The organism is Bradyrhizobium sp. F1.4.3 (assembly GCF_040548375.1).
In the GTDB taxonomy this organism is placed as follows: Bacteria; Pseudomonadota; Alphaproteobacteria; order Rhizobiales; family Xanthobacteraceae; genus Bradyrhizobium.
This window is the reverse complement of the sequence record NZ_JBEPRN010000014.1, coordinates 168,364-186,050: the sequence shown is the minus strand read 5'-3', so window position 1 is coordinate 186,050 and position 17,687 is coordinate 168,364. Positions and strand designations below refer to the sequence as shown.

The 17,687-nt window shown below is 65.2% G+C and carries 16 protein-coding genes and 1 pseudogene; 4 read left to right on the top strand and 13 right to left on the bottom strand.

The genetic code is table 11. The annotated features are described in order from the left end of the window. Window positions 1-50 precede the first annotated feature (50 nt). From ABIB73_RS28835 to ileS, 5 genes are all read right to left on the bottom strand, one after another. Window positions 51-1,421, bottom strand: a complete 1,371-nt coding sequence (locus ABIB73_RS28835) for a M16 family metallopeptidase (RefSeq protein WP_354229520.1) — start codon at window positions 1,419-1,421, stop codon at window positions 51-53. Beyond that, the gene (locus ABIB73_RS28830) at window positions 1,418-2,812 is read right to left on the bottom strand and encodes a M16 family metallopeptidase (protein WP_354229518.1); all 1,395 of its coding nucleotides are present in this window, start codon (window positions 2,810-2,812) and stop codon (window positions 1,418-1,420) included. Before ABIB73_RS28830 ends, ABIB73_RS28835 begins: the two co-directional genes overlap by 4 nt. 215 nt (window positions 2,813-3,027) lie before the next feature. Next, a complete protein-coding gene (locus tag ABIB73_RS28825) occupies window positions 3,028-3,753 on the bottom strand; it encodes a hypothetical protein (RefSeq protein WP_354229553.1) in 726 nt (241 codons plus the stop codon). 92 nt (window positions 3,754-3,845) lie between these two features. Continuing rightward, a complete protein-coding gene (gene lspA, locus ABIB73_RS28820; protein WP_354229516.1) occupies window positions 3,846-4,340 on the bottom strand; it encodes a signal peptidase II in 495 nt (164 codons plus the stop codon). Between the two features lie 164 nt (window positions 4,341-4,504). Next, on the bottom strand, window positions 4,505-7,513 hold the full coding sequence (gene ileS / locus ABIB73_RS28815; RefSeq protein ID WP_354229514.1) for an isoleucine--tRNA ligase: 3,009 nt from the start codon (window positions 7,511-7,513) through the stop codon (window positions 4,505-4,507). A 264-nt stretch (window positions 7,514-7,777) separates the two neighbouring features. On the opposite strand from ileS, the gene ABIB73_RS28810 reads away from it, so the two are divergent. After that, complete coding sequence (locus tag ABIB73_RS28810) at window positions 7,778-8,167, top strand: antitoxin Xre/MbcA/ParS toxin-binding domain-containing protein (RefSeq protein WP_354229513.1); 390 nt, start codon at window positions 7,778-7,780, stop codon at window positions 8,165-8,167. Between the two features lie 9 nt (window positions 8,168-8,176). Then, a pseudogene (locus tag ABIB73_RS28805) lies at window positions 8,177-8,616 on the top strand (RES family NAD+ phosphorylase). A 9-nt stretch (window positions 8,617-8,625) separates the two neighbouring features. Here the strand turns inward: ABIB73_RS28805 and ABIB73_RS28800 are convergent. After that, complete coding sequence (locus ABIB73_RS28800; protein ID WP_354229511.1) at window positions 8,626-9,597, bottom strand: bifunctional riboflavin kinase/FAD synthetase; 972 nt, start codon at window positions 9,595-9,597, stop codon at window positions 8,626-8,628. Window positions 9,598-9,826: 229 nt separating this feature from the next. Between ABIB73_RS28800 and ABIB73_RS28795 the strand changes: the two genes are divergently transcribed. Then, window positions 9,827-10,222 (top strand): response regulator, encoded by a 396-nt coding sequence (locus ABIB73_RS28795; protein ID WP_354229509.1) that lies wholly within the window; start codon window positions 9,827-9,829, stop codon window positions 10,220-10,222. A gap of 93 nt (window positions 10,223-10,315) precedes the next feature. Here the strand turns inward: ABIB73_RS28795 and ABIB73_RS28790 are convergent, their stop codons facing one another. The 3 genes from ABIB73_RS28790 to ABIB73_RS28780 all read right to left on the bottom strand — a co-directional run bounded on the left by ABIB73_RS28790 (window position 10,316) and on the right by ABIB73_RS28780 (window position 14,357). Then, window positions 10,316-11,170 carry a TIGR01459 family HAD-type hydrolase gene (locus ABIB73_RS28790; RefSeq protein WP_354229507.1) on the bottom strand — a complete coding sequence of 285 codons (855 nt, stop codon included), beginning with the start codon at window positions 11,168-11,170 and terminating at the stop codon, window positions 10,316-10,318. Window positions 11,171-11,185: 15 nt separating this feature from the next. After that, window positions 11,186-12,652: an EAL domain-containing protein gene (locus ABIB73_RS28785; RefSeq protein ID WP_354229505.1), complete on the bottom strand. Its 1,467-nt coding sequence runs from the start codon at window positions 12,650-12,652 to the stop codon at window positions 11,186-11,188. 142 nt (window positions 12,653-12,794) lie between these two features. Next, window positions 12,795-14,357 (bottom strand): winged helix-turn-helix domain-containing tetratricopeptide repeat protein, encoded by a 1,563-nt coding sequence (locus ABIB73_RS28780; RefSeq protein WP_354229503.1) that lies wholly within the window; start codon window positions 14,355-14,357, stop codon window positions 12,795-12,797. 121 nt (window positions 14,358-14,478) lie between these two features. On the opposite strand from ABIB73_RS28780, the gene ABIB73_RS28775 reads away from it, so the two are divergent. Further along, window positions 14,479-15,321, top strand: a complete 843-nt coding sequence (locus ABIB73_RS28775; RefSeq protein ID WP_354229501.1) for a class I SAM-dependent methyltransferase — start codon at window positions 14,479-14,481, stop codon at window positions 15,319-15,321. Window positions 15,322-15,386: 65 nt separating this feature from the next. On the opposite strand, the gene prmB is transcribed toward ABIB73_RS28775, so the two are convergent. The 4 genes from prmB to pgsA are packed head-to-tail and all read right to left on the bottom strand — an operon-like array spanning window position 15,387 to window position 17,683. After that, window positions 15,387-16,346 carry a 50S ribosomal protein L3 N(5)-glutamine methyltransferase gene (gene prmB / locus ABIB73_RS28770; protein ID WP_354229499.1) on the bottom strand — a complete coding sequence of 320 codons (960 nt, stop codon included), beginning with the start codon at window positions 16,344-16,346 and terminating at the stop codon, window positions 15,387-15,389. After that, complete coding sequence (locus ABIB73_RS28765) at window positions 16,346-16,813, bottom strand: molybdenum cofactor biosynthesis protein MoaE (RefSeq protein WP_354229497.1); 468 nt, start codon at window positions 16,811-16,813, stop codon at window positions 16,346-16,348. The genes prmB and ABIB73_RS28765 overlap by 1 nt, the downstream gene beginning before the upstream one ends. 4 nt (window positions 16,814-16,817) lie before the next feature. Further along, window positions 16,818-17,069 (bottom strand): molybdopterin converting factor subunit 1, encoded by a 252-nt coding sequence (moaD, locus tag ABIB73_RS28760; protein WP_354229495.1) that lies wholly within the window; start codon window positions 17,067-17,069, stop codon window positions 16,818-16,820. Further along, window positions 17,066-17,683, bottom strand: a complete 618-nt coding sequence (pgsA, locus tag ABIB73_RS28755) for a CDP-diacylglycerol--glycerol-3-phosphate 3-phosphatidyltransferase (protein WP_354229493.1) — start codon at window positions 17,681-17,683, stop codon at window positions 17,066-17,068. The genes moaD and pgsA overlap by 4 nt, the downstream gene beginning before the upstream one ends. Between the last annotated feature and the right edge of the window lie 4 nt (window positions 17,684-17,687).

Sequence of the window (17,687 nt, the reverse complement as noted above, 5' to 3'; positions counted from 1 at the left end):
GCAAATGGCCGGGCGAACCCGGCCATTTCAGGAAGCGCACAGAAGAAGCCTCAATTCGACTTCGGCGCCGCTGCAGCCGGTTGCGCGGCGGCCTGCGGGGCGCGGCCGACGATGACGGTCAGGAGTCCCTGGGCCCAGAGCCGCTTGGCGGCGGCTTTGGCGTCGTCCAGCGTCACCGCATCGACGATGGCATTGCGCTTCTCGATATAGTCGATCGGCAGCTTGTCCTGCTGATATTGCAGCAGTGCTTGCGCGAGCTTGGAGGAGGTATCGAGCGCCAGCATCTGCGAGCCCTTGAGGTAGGACTTGGCCTCGTCGAGTTCCTTCTGCGTCGGGCCCTCGTCGGCGATGCGGCGCACTTCCTTCTCGATGGCATCCATGGTGTCGCCAGCGCGGTCGGCGCGCGTGCCGGTATTGCCGATGACGAGCGCCGAATGCTCCATCCAGAGCAGTGATTCGAACACCGAATAGGCGAGCCCGCGCTTCTCGCGCACTTCGCGATAGAGCCGGGAGGACGATCCACCACCACCGAGGATATGGTTGACGACATAGGCCGCCATGAAGTTCGGGTCGCTGCGCTTCACGCCGGGGCCGCCGAAGGTGATCACGGTCTGCGGCACGTCGAGCGGCACGAAGGCGCGCTGCGGCGGCCTTGCCGCGTCGATATCGGGGACCGGCACGAGATTGGCCTTGGCGGGCAGGGCACCAAACGTGTGGTCGAGCAGCTTGCCGAGCGTGGCGGGATCGACGTCGCCGACGACCGCGATCTTCAGCGTATCCTTGGCAAGCACGCGGCCGACATAGTCCTTCATGTCGGCGACCGTGATGGTCGGTACGCTATCCAGCGTGCCGTTGGTTTGTCGCCCGTAAGGGTGGTCGCCGAAGGCGATCTCCAGGAATTTGCGGCTCGCCAGCGAGGTCGGGTTGGTGGTCTCGCGGCGCAGGCTCGAGATCACTTGCGAGCGGATCCGCTCGACATCGACGGTGTCGAAATGCGGCGAGGTCAGCGACATCCGCAGCAGGTCGAAGGCTTCGTCCTTGTTGTCGCGCAGCATGCGCAGGCTGCCGCGGAAGGTGTCGCGGGTGGCGCTGAAGGAGAGCTCGATGGCGCGGCGATCAAGCCGTTCATGGAACGTCTTGGAGTCGAGATCGCCGGAGCCTTCGTCGAGCAGGTCGCCGACGAGATTGGCGACGCCCGGCTTGTCCTTGGGATCCTGCGCCGAGCCGCCGGCAAAGGAATATTCCATGGCGATCAGCGGCACGGTTGCGTCCTGAACGAACCAGGCTTCGATGCCGCCCGGCGAGATCAGGTGCTGGATCTTTGCGGCCGCCTGCGATGGCGAGACAGCAGCAAGCGCGAGTGCAGCACCGGTGACGAAGGTCAGCGCGACGCGACGTGCGCGAAGAAAGGAATGGGTCACGAACGCTTCTCCTCGCGCTTGGCGGGTGCGGTGTCTTTGATCAGATAGCCGGTCACCGAGCGCTTTTTCTCGAGCCATTTTTGCGCAGCTTCACGGACCTGTTCAGCGGTGACCGCGCGGATGCGATTCGGCCAGCTCCTGATGTCCTCGATCGACAGGCCGGTGCTCAGCGCGCCGCCATACCAGCGCGCCAGGACCGCCTGGTTGTCCTGGGCGTAGATCGCCTCCGCGATGAGCTGGGTCTTGACCCGTTCGAGATCCTCGGCGCGGATCGGATTCTGCACGATGTCGGCGATGACGCCGTCGATGACCTGTTCGACGTCTGCGAAGCTGACGCCGGACCTCGGTGAGGCCGAGATCGCAAACTGGGTCGGGTCGAGCGAGATGCTGGAATAGCTGGCGCTGGCGGAGACGGCGAGCGGCTTGTCGACGACGAGTGCGCGGTAGAGATAGGAGTTGTTGCCGCTGCCCATCAATTGCGCGAGCACGTCGAGGGCTGCGCTCTCGCCGGCCGCGGCCGTCGTTGCGGAGGGCACCAGGTAGTAGCGTCGCAAGCCGGGCTGCTCGACGCGTGGGTCGGACAGCGTGACCGTGCGCGGTGCGGCCGGCTCCGGCTCCTGCGGGCGGATGCGCCGGGCGGGGATCGCCGGCTGGGCGGGGATCGGACCAAAATTGCGCTCGACCAGCGGGCGTATGTCGGCGGCCTCGACGTCGCCGGCGATCACCAGGATCGCATTGTTCGGCGCATAGAAGCGGCGGTAGAAGGCGAGCGCGTCCTCGCGATTGAGCTTTTCGATCTCCTGGTGCCAGCCGATCACCGGACGGCCGTAGGGATGGTTGAGATAGAGCGCGGCCATGATCTGCTCGTTGAGCCGCGCGTCGGGGCTGTTGGCGACGCGCATGTTGTACTCTTCGAGCACGACGTCGCGTTCGGGCAGCACGTTCTCATCCTTGAGGATCAGGCCGGTCATGCGGTCGGCCTCGAACTCCATCATGGTTGGCAACTGTTCGCGCGGCACCCGCTGGTAGTAGTTGGTGTAGTCGACCGAGGTCGAGGCGTTCTCATTGCCGCCGACGCGAAGCACAGTCTGGGAGAACTCGCCGACCGGATGCTTCTCCGTGCCCTTGAACATCAGGTGCTCGAGAAAATGGGCGAGGCCGGACTTGCCCGGCGTCTCGTCGGCCGAGCCGACCTTGTACCAGATCATCTCCGTGACCACGGGCGTGCGGTGGTCCGGGATCACCACGACCTGGAGGCCGTTGCTGAGCGTGAAGCTGGCGGGCGGAGCCGATGTTACCGTGGTCTGGGCGAAGGCGGCGCAAGACGATAGGACACTTGTCGTAAGCAGCGCGGCAAGGAGGCAGGCAGCCGATCGGTAGGAGGACATCATGATCCTTATGAAAGGCCGAGCCCTGACGTCCGGCTCGGAGGCACGGGATGGTACACCGTGCGGTTGACGCTGCGCGTCACGAAGCAGAGAACGCTATCAACGCGCAACTAAACTGTACGTAAGCAAATTGTGCGCCGAGTCACACAGACCGGGCGCACCAAATCTGCGCCTAGCCAAGCCGGCGCGTTCCGAGAGGTCGCGGCGGGCGATAGGCGCTATTGTTCTCTGTCCTTGCCGGACATGATGTCGAAAAACGTATGACGCGTCTTATCCTCACCGGCGCCATAGGCATAGCTCGACGAAGGCGTCTGATATCCCGGCGGCGGCTCGGTCAGCGACTGGCGCGGCGGCTCGGTCGTGAATTGCTTGGTCTCGTCTTTGCCGCCTTTCATCATGTTCCACAGACCGCCGGTGAAACCGAGTTGGGCGGGGCTCATCGACGGGTTGCCGTTGGTGCCCGGCTGGATAGGATCATTGTTCGTGCGCTCGGGGGCGGCGGTCTGGCCAGCCCTCATCTCGGCGGGCGTCAGCGGCTGGGCGGCCTGCCAGTTCTCGGTCGCCTTGACCGCCTTCTTCCGCTGAGCGATGGCTTCCTTGCGGCGCCTCTCGTCGGGGTCCTTCGGCCAGTTCGGCGCGTTCTTGGCTTCGGTCCCGGCGGGCGGCGGCAGGTCGAGCTTGGGCGGCACCACCAGCGGCGACCGCTCGCGGTACTCGATACCCTTCTTCTCCATACTCTTGGCGCCGATACCGGACATCAGATTGTCGATGAGCTTCTCTTCGAAGGTCATGTCGTCATCATCATCGCCGTCGTCACCGGCGCGGACCGGGCCTGCCGACATGACGAGGCCGATGCCGAGCGCGACGGCGGACAATTTCAGCGCCCGCCAAATCCCCCGCTGGGGGTCTCGAACCATCGAACCGCTGGTCTCCGAGCTGCGCATCACCATACCTGTTCCATATTGTGGCAGATGCCGCGTCGCGCGCGGCCACCCTCGCAAAGCGGGGTTCCACCTCCGGTCCGTATCGGCCGGGATCAGGGCGCTTTTGCGGCGGGTACCCCCAGGAAGGAATCATACAATAGCGCCGCCACCCCAGCAACGATGGCCACGTCCGCCAGGTTGAAGACGTACCAATTAAAGGTATTTCCGCCGATCTCGATATGAAACAGGGCGAAATCGACCACCGCACCATAAGCCAGGCGGTCGATGCCGTTGCCGATGGCGCCGCCGATGATCAATCCGAGCGCCACGGTGGCAAGCCGGGTGTGGGAGAGGGCCATCCAGATCGCCAGCGCGACCACCGCGACGGCCTTCACGGCCATCAGGGCGAGCTGCGCCGCTTGGCCGTCATTCTGGAGCCAGCCGAAGCTGATCCCGATATTCCAGGCCAGCACCAGGTCGAAGAACGGCGTCACCTTCACCGCGCCCCAACGGGCGATGTCGAACACGTTCAGCAGCCAGAGCTTTGAGGCCTGGTCGAGGACGACCGTGACGATGGCCGAGATGATGCCGGCGCGGAGGGGGGTCATGGGCAGATGGCCGCCGTTGCTGCGATAAACTCCGCCGTCGTCCCGGCGAAGGCCGGGACCCATACTCCGAGGCGGACGTTGTTTGAAGGACTCGTGGTCATCTGCCTTCGCTGCAATCGGCGGTGGTGGCTATGGGTCCCGGCCTCCGCCGGGACGACACAAAGTTAAACCCCCACCCCCAGCGCCTTCCATTCGCGCAGCGCCTTGGCATCGCGCGGGGTGACGTCGGGATATTCGGGGTCTTCGCCGACCGTCGGCGAAATCTTCCAGGAGCGGGCACATTTGGTGCCCACCGCCTTCTCCACCACGACAGCCACGCCGGGCACGGTATCGAGACGGAACGCCGAAGCCGGAGCCTCGCCCTCGCGCACCTCATAGTTCGAGGTGATGCAGATCTCGGCGAGATCGGTGTCGAACAGCGTCGCCAGCATGGTGCGGTCGGCGATATAAATCACCGGCGAGGCCTCGAGCGACGAACCGATGTTCTTGGCGGCACGTTCAAGCTCGAGCGCACCGGTGACGACGCGGCGGACGTTGCGGATCGTCTCCCACTTCGCGGCGAGCTTGTCGTCGCGGAGCTTTTCCAGCCCCTCCGGGAACAGCGTCAGATGCACCGAGGGCTCGGCGTCGGGCTTGTACATCCGCCAGCCTTCCTCCGCGGTGAAGCTCAGAACTGGCGCCAGCCATTTCAGGATCGAGGCACACAGCAGGTCGATCGTGGTCAGTGCCGCCTTGCGCGTCAGCGAGGACGGCGGATCGCAATACAGCGTGTCCTTGCGGATGTCGAAATAGAACGCCGACAGCTCGCTGTTCAGGAACGCCGACAACGTCGCCACCACGCTCTTGAAGTCGAACGTCTCATAGGCCTTGCGGACCATTTCGGCGCGGATCGCGAGCTCGTGCAGCATCAGCCGCTCGAGCTCGGGCATCTCGGCGGGCGTGACAGCGTCGGCCGGCTTGTAATGGTGCAGCGTGCCGAGCATCCAGCGCACCGTGTTGCGTAGCTTGCGGTAGGTCTCGACCGTGTTCTTCAGGATCTCCGGGCCGATGCGCTGGTCGTCGGTGTAGTCGCAGGCGGCGACCCAGAGCCGCAAAATGTCGGCGCCGGATTCCTTGATGACGGCCTGCGGCTCGATGGTGTTGCCGAGCGACTTCGACATCTTGCGGCCGTGCTCGTCCTGGGTGAAGCCGTGCGTCAGCACGATGTCATAGGGTGCGCGCCCCCGCGTGCCGCAGCTCTCCAGCAGCGAGGAGTGGAACCAGCCGCGATGCTGGTCCGAGCCTTCCAGGTACATCACGGTGTCGGTGCCGCCGTCGACCTTGCGCCTGATGCCGGCGAGGCCGGGAAAGTGCACGGGATCTTCGAGCACGAACGCGTGCGTCGAGCCGGAATCGAACCAGACGTCGAGAATGTCGTCGACCTTCTGCCAGTCCTCGTTGGCACGCGAACCCAGGAAGCGTTCGCGCGCGCCCTTGGCGTACCAGGCATCCGCGCCTTCCTTCTCGAAGGCGTCGCCGATGCGCGTGTTGACGGCCTCGTCCTGGAGGATCTCGGCCGAGCCGTCGCCCTTCTCGCGGACGAACACGGCGATCGGCACGCCCCAGGCGCGCTGGCGCGAGATCACCCAGTCGGGCCGCGATTCGATCATGCCGTTGATGCGGTTCTCGCCCGACGGCGGCACCCATTGCGTCACCGAGATCGCGTGCAGCGCACGGGCGCGCAGCGTGTCGCCGGACTTGGTCTTGCCGTTCACCGCGATATCCTTGTCCATCGCGATGAACCATTGCGGCGTGTTGCGGAAGATCACCGGCTTCTTGGAGCGCCAGGAATGCGGATATTGGTGCTTGAGCCGGCCGCGTGCGAGCAGCATGCCGTTTTCGACCAGCGCCTTGATGACGGCCTCGTTGGCGTCGCCCTTCTCGCCCTTGTCGTTGATGACGCGCTTGCCCGCGAAGCCCGGCGCCTGGTCGGTAAAGGCGCCGTTCTCGTCGACGGTGTAGGGGATCGCGCTGTTGATGCCGCGGGCGTCAAGCTCGCGCGTGCTCGCCGTCCAGACGTCGAAGTCCTCGCGGCCGTGGCTCGGCGCGGTGTGCACGAAGCCGGTGCCGGTGTCGTCGGTGACGTGATCGCCGGACAGTAGCGGCACGATGAATTCGTAGCCGCCGGCAAGGCCCTTCAGAGGATGCGCGCATTCGATCGCGTCCATGGTGTCGCCGGGGATGTCGCGGACCTTCTTATAGGCCGTCACGCGCGCCTGCTTGAACACTTCTTCGGCGAGGGCGTCCGCAAGGATCAGGAGATCGCCGGTCTTGGCCCAATTGTCAGCCGGCGCGTCGGTGACCTCAAAGAGGCCGTAGGCGATCTTCGGCGAGAACGAGATGGCGCGGTTGCCGGGCAGCGTCCAGGGCGTGGTGGTCCAGATCACGACACTCGCTGAGGCGAGCGCACCGTGCGCGGGCGAGGTGACCGGGAATTTCACCCAGACCATGTCGCTGGTGTAGTCCTCGTACTCGACCTCGGCTTCGGCAAGCGCCGTCTTCTCGACCACGCTCCACATCACCGGCTTGGAGCCGCGATACAGCGTGCCATTGGCGGCAAACTTCATCAGCTCGCGCGCGATCTGGGCCTCGGCCGGATAGTTCATGGTGGCGTAGGGGTGATCCCAGTCGCCGATGACGCCGAGACGCTTGAACTCCTCGCGCTGCACGTTGAGCCAGTGCGTGGCGTAGGCACGGCATTCCTTGCGGAAATCGATCATCGCGGCACTGTCGCGGAAGTCGGGCTTCTGCTTGCCCTTCTTGCGATAGTGCTCCTCCTCGACCTTCCACTCGATCGGCAGGCCGTGGCAGTCCCAGCCCGGCACGTAGTTGGAATCGAAGCCGAGCATTTGCTGGCTCTTGGTAACGAGATCCTTGAGGATCTTGTTCAGCGACGTTCCGATATGGATGTTGCCGTTGGCGTAGGGCGGGCCATCATGCAGCACGAACTTGTCGCGGCCTTTCGCACTCTCGCGCAGCTTCTCGTAGAGGCCGATCTCGTACCAGCGCTTGAGGATCTCCGGCTCGCGCTGCGGCAGGCCGGCGCGCATCGGGAAGTCCGTCTGCGGCAGGAACAGGGTTTTCGAATAGTCTTTGACTTCGGACTTTTGGGACTTTTGCGGCTTTTCGGACATGAGGCTGACTGGCTCGGAAGGGCGCGGGAACAGATGGCGACTGGAATCGCGGGGGTGAAACGACAAAATCCCGGTCTTGCGCCGAGCCAAAGGCTCAGGCGGAAGCCGGGCCGCTAATCCCTATGATGCGCCGCGCAAGCATGGGCCTTCCATAGCAGGGGGGCGGGGGAAGCGCAAAGGGGCGAACGGCCCGATCCTGACGGCGAGGCACTATTGCGGAATTCTGCCGCAGAACTAATGTATTGATTAACGGAGACTAATTCCATGAACGCGGAGCCGCTTGCCGAGGTGTTCGAGGAGCTCAAGCAACTCCGCCGACTTGGTGGAAGGCGAGATGCCCAGGCACATCCAGAGATTACGTCCTCCCTTGAGGACGCCTACGCCGTGTTGGTCGAGGCTGGCCAGAATGATACCGCGGAACTAGTCCGCCAGGCGATAGACGATCTTTCTCCATCGGGGTCGCTGGTCAGAATTCTGGAGATCAGGACGCTGGCCAACCGCGTCTTTGGCGATACGGCAAAGGCAGTGGCTTGGCTCGATCGACCAAATCGGTCCCTATCTGGCCAGAAGCCGGTCGATCTGTTGCAAGATGAACTTGGCGCGGCTGTCGTCCGCGAGTTGCTCGAGCAGATCGATCACGGAATTTTTGCCTGAGTCCGCAAGATGAAGCTCTGGCGGATTTCGAACTACGCCGATCTGTCCGGAATTGGCGGTCTGAGGGCCGCTGGCAGATGGCATTCGCAGGGCAGGCGGATCGTCTATCTCGCTGATCATCCGTCGAGTGCGTTGCTGGAAACGCTGGTCCACATGGATCGCGATCTGGTCCCGCCGACGTACCAGTTGCTGCGTATCGCGGTCCCCGACGACATTGTCGTTGAGGCAGTCGGGCCGGAATTGTCCCAGATTGGCGCACCCAGACGATGGCCAGCCGTGAGGTTGGGGATCGATGGCTCGATCGGTCAACGACTGCGATCTTGCAGGTGCCGTCCGCGATAAGCGCGCAGGGAGCTAACTTTCTCCTGAACCCCGCACATCCGGATGCAGCGCGTGTCAGCGTGGCCGAGGTGATCCAGGCGCCGTTCGATCCACGGCTGCTCGCCTAGCCCGATTAATTAATCGATCTCGCCAAGCCGCGGAAATGCGTCCGGGGCGGCGGCCAGCATGGCGCGGGCGCGGGCGGAATCGTCGTCCATCTGGCGGATCAGGGCCTCCAGGCTGTCGAATTTCAGCTCCTCGCGGATGAAGCCGACAAAGGCGCAGTCCAGCGCCTGCCCGTAGAGGTCGCCCTTGAAGTCGAACAGGAAGATTTCGAGAAGGGGCGCGCCATTGTCGAAGGTTGGGCGGCGGCCGAAGCTCGCCACCCCGTTCAGCCGCTCGGCGCCGCGGCCGACCCGCACCGCATAGATGCCGTGCTTCAGGCCGCAATTGGCATCGAGGCGGATGTTGGCGGTGGGATAGCCGAGGTCGCGGCCGCGCTTCTCGCCGTGGATGACTTCGCCGGTGATGAACCAGGGCGCGCCGAGCATGGAGGTCGCCTCGTCGAGCTGTCCCTCGGCGAGTGCGATCCGGATGGCGCTGGAGGAGACCGGCCGCTCGTCGATATCGATATGCGGCTGCACGTCGACCTCGATGCCGAGCCGGGGCGCCTCGTTGACCAGAAGGCTCGGCGAGCCGACGCGCCCTTTGCCGAAATGGAAGTCGTAGCCGACCGCGATGCCGCTGACGCCGAGGCGTCCGATCAGGTCATGATGAATGAAGTCTTGCGCGGTGGTCCCGGCGCGGGCCTTGTCGAAGGTCATGACCACCGCGCCGGCAAGCCCGGTCCCGGCCAGGAGCCGCAGCTTGGCTCGCTCGTCCGTCAGGCGGAATTGCGGGGTGTTGGGGCTGAAAAACCGGCGCGGATGCGGCTCGAAGGTCAATGCCAGCGCAGGGCGGCCATGCAGGCGGCCCATTTCCAGGGCCGCCGCAATCACGGCCCTGTGGCCAAGATGGACCCCGTCGAAATTACCCATGGCGACCACGGCCCCCTTCAGAATCGCGGAATCCGGCGTGGTGTCGCGGATAACGGTAAAATGCGGGGCCATCAGGGGAATTCTCGAGCCGGCGGGACCGGCCGGGACCGTGGCTTGACCCGCCCGATGAAGTCAAGCGGGAGGGGCGACCGCATTGAACGCGATTTCAGTTCATCGGGGTCGGCCCCAGTTAACGCGCTGTTTAACGCCTTGGTGCTAGTCCTTGAAAGGTGGAACTGCGGGGCTACGGCCCGGCAGGTCCGATCGCAATATTTCCTGGGTTTGCGTTGGGGGAGTCGAGATGGCGGTTGATTTGACGATGTCGGTTCTTGTGGTGGACGACTACAGCACCATGATCCGTATCATCAGGAATCTGCTGAAGCAGCTTGGCTTCGAGAACATCGATGATGCCAGCGACGGTTCGGCGGCGCTGAACAAGATGCGCGGCAAGAAGTACGGGCTCGTGATCTCCGACTGGAACATGGAGCCGATGACGGGCTACGATCTGCTGCGCGAAGTGCGCGCCGATCCGAACCTCGCCACCACGCCCTTCATCATGATCACGGCGGAATCGAAGACCGAGAACGTGATCGCGGCCAAGAAGGCCGGCGTGAACAACTATATCGTCAAGCCGTTCAACGCGGCGACGCTGAAGACCAAGATCGAGGCGGTCTTCCCGGATATGGCGAGCGCGTAAGGCGCAATCGAAGCCATCGTGCGATTTCGGAAAGCCCGGGCGTTTGTCCCGGGCTTTCTGTGTTGCTGCGTTGTTCCTCCGGAACGACAGAGATCACCACTTCAATTCGCGCATCAGCGCCTTCGGCGGGTGGCCGAATAATTCCATCACGGACGCCGGGTCGAGCTGGTCGAGGCCCTCGAATTCCTCGGAATGGATGCCGCGGGTGACGAACAGGCAGTCGATGCCGAATTCGCGCGCGCCGGTAAGATCGGTGCGGACGGAATCGCCGATCGCCAGCACCTTCCTGCGGTCGATCTGGTGGCCCTGGCGTTCGCCGGCGAGCGCCATCGCGCGCTCATAGATCGGCCGGTGCGGCTTGCCGTAGAAGATCACCTCGCCGCCGAGCTCGCGGTAGAGCTCCGCGATCGCGCCGGCGCAATAGATCAGCCGGTCGCCGCGCTCCACCACGATATCGGGGTTGGCGCAGACCAGCGTCAGCTTGCGCTCGCGCGCCTTCAGCATCATACCGCGATAATCTTCCGCCGTCTCGGTCTCGTCGTCATAGAGGCCGGTGCACACGATGTAGTCGGCCTCCTCCAGCGGTGCGAGCGCCGCATCGAGGCCGCGATAGATCGAGTTGTCGCGCTCGGGGCCGAGCCAGAACATCTTGCGGCCGGGATGGTCGGCGACATAGAGCCGCGTCAGGTCGCCGGAGGAGACGATCGCGTCATAGGTCTCGTCGGCGACGCCGAGCTTGCGCAATTGCCGCTGCACGGAGTCGGCGGGCCGCGGCGCATTGGTGATCAGGATCACCGTACCGCCGCGGCTGCGATAGGTGTGCAGTGCCTCGCAGGCCTCGGGGAAGGATTCCAGGCCGTTATGGACCACGCCCCAGATGTCGCTGAGCACGACGTCAACCCCGCCCACGAGTTCGCGCAGGCTTTTGGCGAAATGCAGCGTGGTCATGATGCGTGCGGCCGATCAGACACGGCGCGCGAGCGCCGCGTTGCCGGTGATGCGCTGTGATGGAGGCGCGGCAGACGTTGCGCCTGGGCTGGGTGTACCGGAGCCATTGGGTCCCTGAATGTCCTGCGCCTGGTTCGGCGGGGCCCCGGCGGTAGCAGATGCCCCCTCGGGTCGCAATGGCCGGGGCGGCGCGAACAGAAAGCCCTGACCGAACCGTACGTCATAGTCGAGCAGGTCGACCACCGCGCGCTCGCCCTCGATCCGCTCGGCGATCAGGTCGATGCCGAAGCGGCCGAGCAAGTCGGACAGGTCGGAGGGATGAATGTCGGAGGTCGACGCCTGCCTCGGATCGAGCAGCAGTGACGCGGGGACCTTGATGAAACGCACGCCGCGGTCGGCGAGCTCGCGCGGCTCGATCCGTAAGTCCGTGACATGGTCGATCGAGAAGCGGAAGCCGCGCTGCGCGAGCGCGGCGAGATTCTCGGTCTCGGCGGGGCCGAGGGTGCGGAAGGTCGACTGCTTGAACTCCAGCACCAGCGACGGCGCCAGCGCCCGGTTGGCTTCGAGGAAGTCCAGGCATTGCGCGAAGGTGGTGGAGTTGCCGAGCGTGGAGGCCGCGACGTTGCAGAACACGCCGACATCCTTGTTACGCACCATCAGCCGGCGCAGGACCTGCACACAGCGCAGCATCACCATGTTGTCGATGCGCCCGATCAGGCCGGATGCTTCGGCGATGCTGATGAACTCCTCGGCGGCGATCAGCTGGTCGCGCTCGTCGCGCACCCGCGTCACCGCCTCGTAGAACCGCACCTTGCGCTGCGGCAGCGTCACCATCGGCTGGAGGAAGATGTCGATGCGGTTCTCGTCGATCGCATTGCGCAGCGTGGCCAGCATCTGGGTCGGGCTGCGTGCGCCGGCGGTCTGGATCGCATTGGTGGCCTGGACCGCGGGCGCGGGCCTCGGCGCTGTCGGGAGCGGCAGCGGGGCGGGCGCGACCAGCTGCTCCTCGGGCATTGCGATCAGGTCGATCGGCGCCTCCGGCTCCAGTTTGGCGACCGGGGCGGGGACCGGCGTGCCGTCAGCCAGCATGTCTTCGTGGGCCGATACGGTGGCGGCGAGCTGCCTGACCAGCCCGCCAAGCTCGTTGATCTCGCCGATCACCGACTGGACGCGGTCGGAGTTGGTCGAATTGGCGGAGGCGATGCGGCCTTCGATCGCGGCGAGCCGGCGGCCGAACTCGGCCACCTGGCGGGCGAGATCGGCGGTGCCGCGCGACAGATCGGCGATCTGGCCGCCGACGTCGCTGCGGTCGCGCAGCCGCATCGACACTGCGTTGTAGAGGATCAGGAAGGTCAGCGCGGTCAGCGCCACGATCGCGGATTCGGTTCCGCTCATGCCGGCGACCGAGTAGAGCACAAGCCCGAGCGAGGCCGCGACCAGAACCATGCAGATGGCGATGAAAATCGTCGAAATGCGAATCATGCCGCGCGTTACGCCTCTGGTGCTGGCTGTCTCATCCGGGAAAACACGGGCCGCCGTCCGGACCCGTCACGCCTCATGCTCCCCCAAGCGAAGCGACCTTAACATCATTGTTGATTCGAGGGGATAGCGGCATCTTCGCGGCTCAAGTCAGGCCAGCCCGGCGAAAGCCTTCGAGATAGTGCTCGCGGTCAGGGGCGAGCTTGATCGGCATGAACTCGGCGATCCAGGCGAGCGAGACGTTCGGCTGGGCGCGCCGGAGTTCCCCGAGTGCGGCACGGGCGATCTCGGCGTGCCCCGCCATGCCGGCCGCCGCGGTCAGCACCCGGTGCGCGCCGACGAAGTCGCTGCGCTGGCGCAGCGCCTCCTGTGCGAGCCGGATCGCCTCCTCGTAGTCGGCACCGAGGAAGCGGGCATAGGCGGCGATGCCGAAATAGACGGGGGCATAGGGGTCGCGCGGGCTGAGGCGGATCGCCCGGCGCGCGACCTCGCCGGCGTCCTGCCAGCGGCCGCAATAGCCCAGTGCCAGCCCATAATAGCCCTGCGCCAGCGCAAAGTTCGGATTGAGCCGGAGCGCCGTCTCGAACTCGGCGAGCGAGTCCTCGAAGCGCCGCGCGAACAAATGGACATGGCCGAGCGCATTGTGCGCCCAGGCATCCTCATCGTCGGCGCGGATCGCGGCCCGCGCCGCGCGCTCGGCGACGGATATTGCGGCACCCATCTCCGTCCAGCCCATATGCGCCGTGAACATGTAGCTGGTGCCGAGCAGGCCGAGCGCCTTGCCGTAGTTCGGGTCGAGCGCGATGGCCTTTTCGAGCAGGGCTTGTGCAACGACGTGATCCTGCCGGGTCACCCGCCAGTAATGCGAGAGCGCGCGCATCAGCAGATCCCAGGCGTCCATGCTGTCGGGCGGCTTGCGCTGGGCGCGAAAATTCTCCGCGGCATAGAGCTGCGGCTCGATCGCGGCGACGATAGCTTCGGTGATCTCGTCCTGCACGGCGAAGACGTCGGCGAGCTCGCGGTCGTAGCGTTCCGCCCAGAGATGGCTGCCGGTGGCGACATCGTTGAGCTGCGCGGTGATGCGAACACGGTCGCCGTCCTTGCGGACGCTGCCTTCGACGACATAGCGCACGCCGAGTTCTTCCGCGACCTGGCGCAAATGAACCGTCCTGCCCTTGTAGATGAAGGACGAGTTGCGCGCGATCACGAAGAACCAGCGCAGCTTCGACAGCGCGGTGATGATGTCCTCGCTGATGCCGTCGGAGAAATAATCCTGCTCGGCCTCCCCGCTCATGTTGGTGAAGGGCAGCACGGCGATCGCGGGACGGTCGGGCAGCGGCAATGCCGCAGGCGCCGCGCTGGACGGTTTGTCCGCCGCAGCCGGCTTCGCCGCGACGGAGAGTTCTGTGACTTCGCCGACGAAGCGCACGCCCTTGCGCGCGACGGTGCGGATCAGCCGCTGCTCCTCGCCGGAATCGCCGACTGCGCGCCGTACGGCGTTGATCCGGCTGGTCAGTGTCGATTCCGAGACCACGCGGCCGTTCCAGACAGCATCGAGCAGATTGTCCCGCGTCACCACGCGCTCGCGGTCGTGGACAAGATAGAGCAGCAGATCGAACACCTGCGGCTCGAGCGCGACAAGCGTATCCGCCCGCCGCAATTCGCGGCGCCCGGGATCGAGCACGAAATCCTCGAATTGAAATGTCACGCTGCGCCTCGGCTCCGGACCGGAAATCAAGGTGCTCTGAACGTAAACTAACGCCGCTCTCAAGGCCAGCCGATTACATGCGCTCTATCGTCCTGCTGTTTTTAAACCGCAGGAGATTGCCATGTCGACATCCGCAGCGCTCAACACGCCAGCCGCAGCCCAGCCCGATCTCGCCGCCGTCAAGCAGCGCCAGCATGGCGCCTGGTCGTCCGGCGACTATGCCGTCGTCGGCACCACCTTGCAGATCGTCGGCGAACAGCTCTGCGAGGCGCTGGACCTGCGCGCCGGCAGCAAAGTGCTGGATGTTGCCGCCGGCAACGGCAATGCGACGCTGGCTGCGGCGCGGCGCTGGTGTGACGTCACATCCACCGACTACGTGCCGGCGCTGCTCAAGCGCGGGCGCGAGCGGGCGGCGGCGGAGCATCTGATGGTCGAATTCCGCGAAGCGGATGCAGAGGCGCTGCCGTTCGCGGACGCAAGCTACGACGTCGTTGTCTCGACCTTCGGGGTGATGTTCACGCCGGACCAGGACAAGGCGGCTTCCGAGCTCGCGCGCGTCTGCAAGTCCGGCGGCAAGATCGGCCTCGCCAATTGGACGCCGCAAGGCTTCATCGGCCAGCTCTTCAAGACCATCGGCAAGCATCTGCCGCCACCGGCCGGCGTGAAGTCGCCGGCCTTGTGGGGCACCACAGCGCGGCTTCAGGAGATGTTCGGAGGCCAGGCCTCGGAGATCGCCGCCGAACCGCGCATGTTCGTGTTCCGCTATCGCTCGCCGGACCACTGGCTTGAGGTCTTCAAGTCATTCTACGGGCCGATCCTGAAAGCCTTCGCCGCGCTCGACGAGACCGGCCAGGCTGCGCTGAAGCGCGATCTCATGACGCTTCTCGGCGAGTTCAACCATGCCGACGACGGCACGGTCGTCGTGCATAGCGAATATCTGGAGGCGGTGATCAGCAAACGCTGAGCCGGAGTTCGGTCAGGCCGGACGATCTTCGGCCTGACTTGCCGGCACATGTCCCGCGCGTCAGCTCAGCCGAGATCGGCGGCCGCGATCCAGAACACCTCGCCTTCGGACTCCTCGGTGTCGAGCCAGAGCAGCGGCAGCTCCGGAAAGGCTTCGTCGAGCGATTCGCGGCCGCGACCGATCTCGCAGAGCAGGCCGCCGTCCGCCGTGAGATGGCCGGGCGCATCGCGCAGGATGCGACGGACCACGTCGAGGCCGTCAGGACCGCCGTCGAAGGCGAGCTTCGGTTCGGCGCGGCACTCCGGCGGCAGCGCCGCCATGCCTTCGGCGTCGACGTAAGGCGGGTTGGTGATGATCAAATCGTATTTGTTGTCGGCAAGCGGCGCGAAAAGGTCGCCGCGATGCAGGCTGATGCGCTCGTCCAGCCCGTGCTCCCTGACATTGCGCGCCGCGACTTCGAGCGCGCCCTTGGAAAGATCGACGGCGTCGACCGCGGCATTCGGGAAATGATGCGCGGCGAGGATCGCAAGGCATCCCGATCCGGTGCAGAGATCGAGCACCCGCTCGACGGAAGTGGGGTCGTCGATCAGCGAGCCCGCCTCGCCGTAGCCGCCGAAATGCGACTCCAGCAACTCGCCGATGAAGGAGCGCGGCACGATGACGCGCTCGTCGACATAGAACGGCAGGCCGCGCATGTAGATCTTGTTGACCAGATAGGCTGTCGGCTTCCGCGTGGTGACGCGCTTATGGATGAGATCGAGGATGGTCTTGCCTTCCGCAGCCGTGACGCGCGCGTGGGCAAAGGCCTCGAACTGGTCGGGATGCAGATGCAGGGCCTCGCAGACCAGGAAAGCTGCTTCCGCTACCGGATCGGTCGTGCCGTGGGCAAAGGCAAGCTTTGCCTCGACAAAGCGGCTCACCGCATAGCGGACGAAATCGATCAGCGTCAGAAGCTCGCCGCGGCCGACCCTCGCGAGTTTAGGCGCGGCGCGGCCGCGCGCGGTCTTCTTGGAAGCTTTTGCCATCAGGACCGGGTCCAGCGTGCGGCGGCCTCGTCGTCACGGGCCTGGGCCTCGACCCAGCCGGTGCCGGTGGCGCTCTCTTCCTTCTTCCAGAACGGCGCGCTGGTCTTGAGGTAATCCATCAGGAACTCGGCCGCCTCGAACGCCGCCTTTCGGTGTTGCGAGGCGGTCAGCACCAGCACGATGTTCTGGCCGGGCATGAACCGGCCGACGCGGTGAATGACGGTGACGCCGTTGAGCGGCCAGCGCGACACCGCCTCGTCGACATGGCGCTTGATCTCTTCCTCGGCCATGCCGGGATAATGCTCGAGCGTCAGCGCCGCGATCTTCGCGCTGTCGTCGTCGGCGCGGCAGATGCCGGAGAAGCTCACGACTGCGCCGATGTCGGTGCGGCTCCTGGTCAGGCTCGCGATCTCGCGCGCGATGTCGAAATCGTCCTGCTGGATGCGGATGGTGACTGGGCCGGTCATGCGCCTAGCCGCCGGTCATCGGCGGAAAGAATGCGATCTCGCGTGCGCCCGCGATCGCGGCGTCCGGCCGGACGTGGGCGTGGTCGATCGCGGCGCGGATCACCTTCGGCTTCTCGAACGCATAGGCGTAGGCTTCGCTCCGGCCGGACAGCCAGGCGATCAGTTCCTCCACGGTGCGCACGGTCGCCGGCGGTTCGATGGTCTCTTCGGCCATGCCGACGCGTTCGCGCACCCAGGCGAAGTATTTCAGCTTCATCCCTCATCCTCCTTGATGAGGTGATGGATGCCGGCGCGGAAGTAATCGTAGCCGGTGTACATGGTGAGGATTGCCGATGCCCACAGTAGCAACAGGCCGATCTGCGTGACGACAGGCACGACCTGGTCGCCGGCCTCGCCCGCGAGCAGGAAGCCGATGGCAATGAGCTGAACCGTGGTCTTCCACTTCGCAAGCTTGGTCACGGGCACGCTCACGCGCAGCGCGGCGAGATATTCGCGCAGGCCCGAGACCAGGATCTCGCGGCACAGGATCACGATGGCGGCCCACAGCGACCAGCCATGGATGATGCCGTCGGCAGCCAGCATCAGCAGGCAGGAGGCGACCAGCAGCTTGTCGGCGATCGGATCGAGCATCCGGCCGAACGCCGATTGCTGATTCCAGATTCGCGCGTAATAGCCGTCGAGGTAGTCGGTCACTGCGGCCGCGATGAAAATGGCCACCGCGACCCAGCGCAGCCAGAGCGGGCCGTCCATGATCGACTGCGCGTAGATGCAACCGACCACGACCGGGATCGCGGCGATCCGGCCGTAGGTCAGGATGTTCGGCAGGGACATCGCGCGGCTGGTTGTCCCTCTTGTCGTGGCGATGTTCATCCGT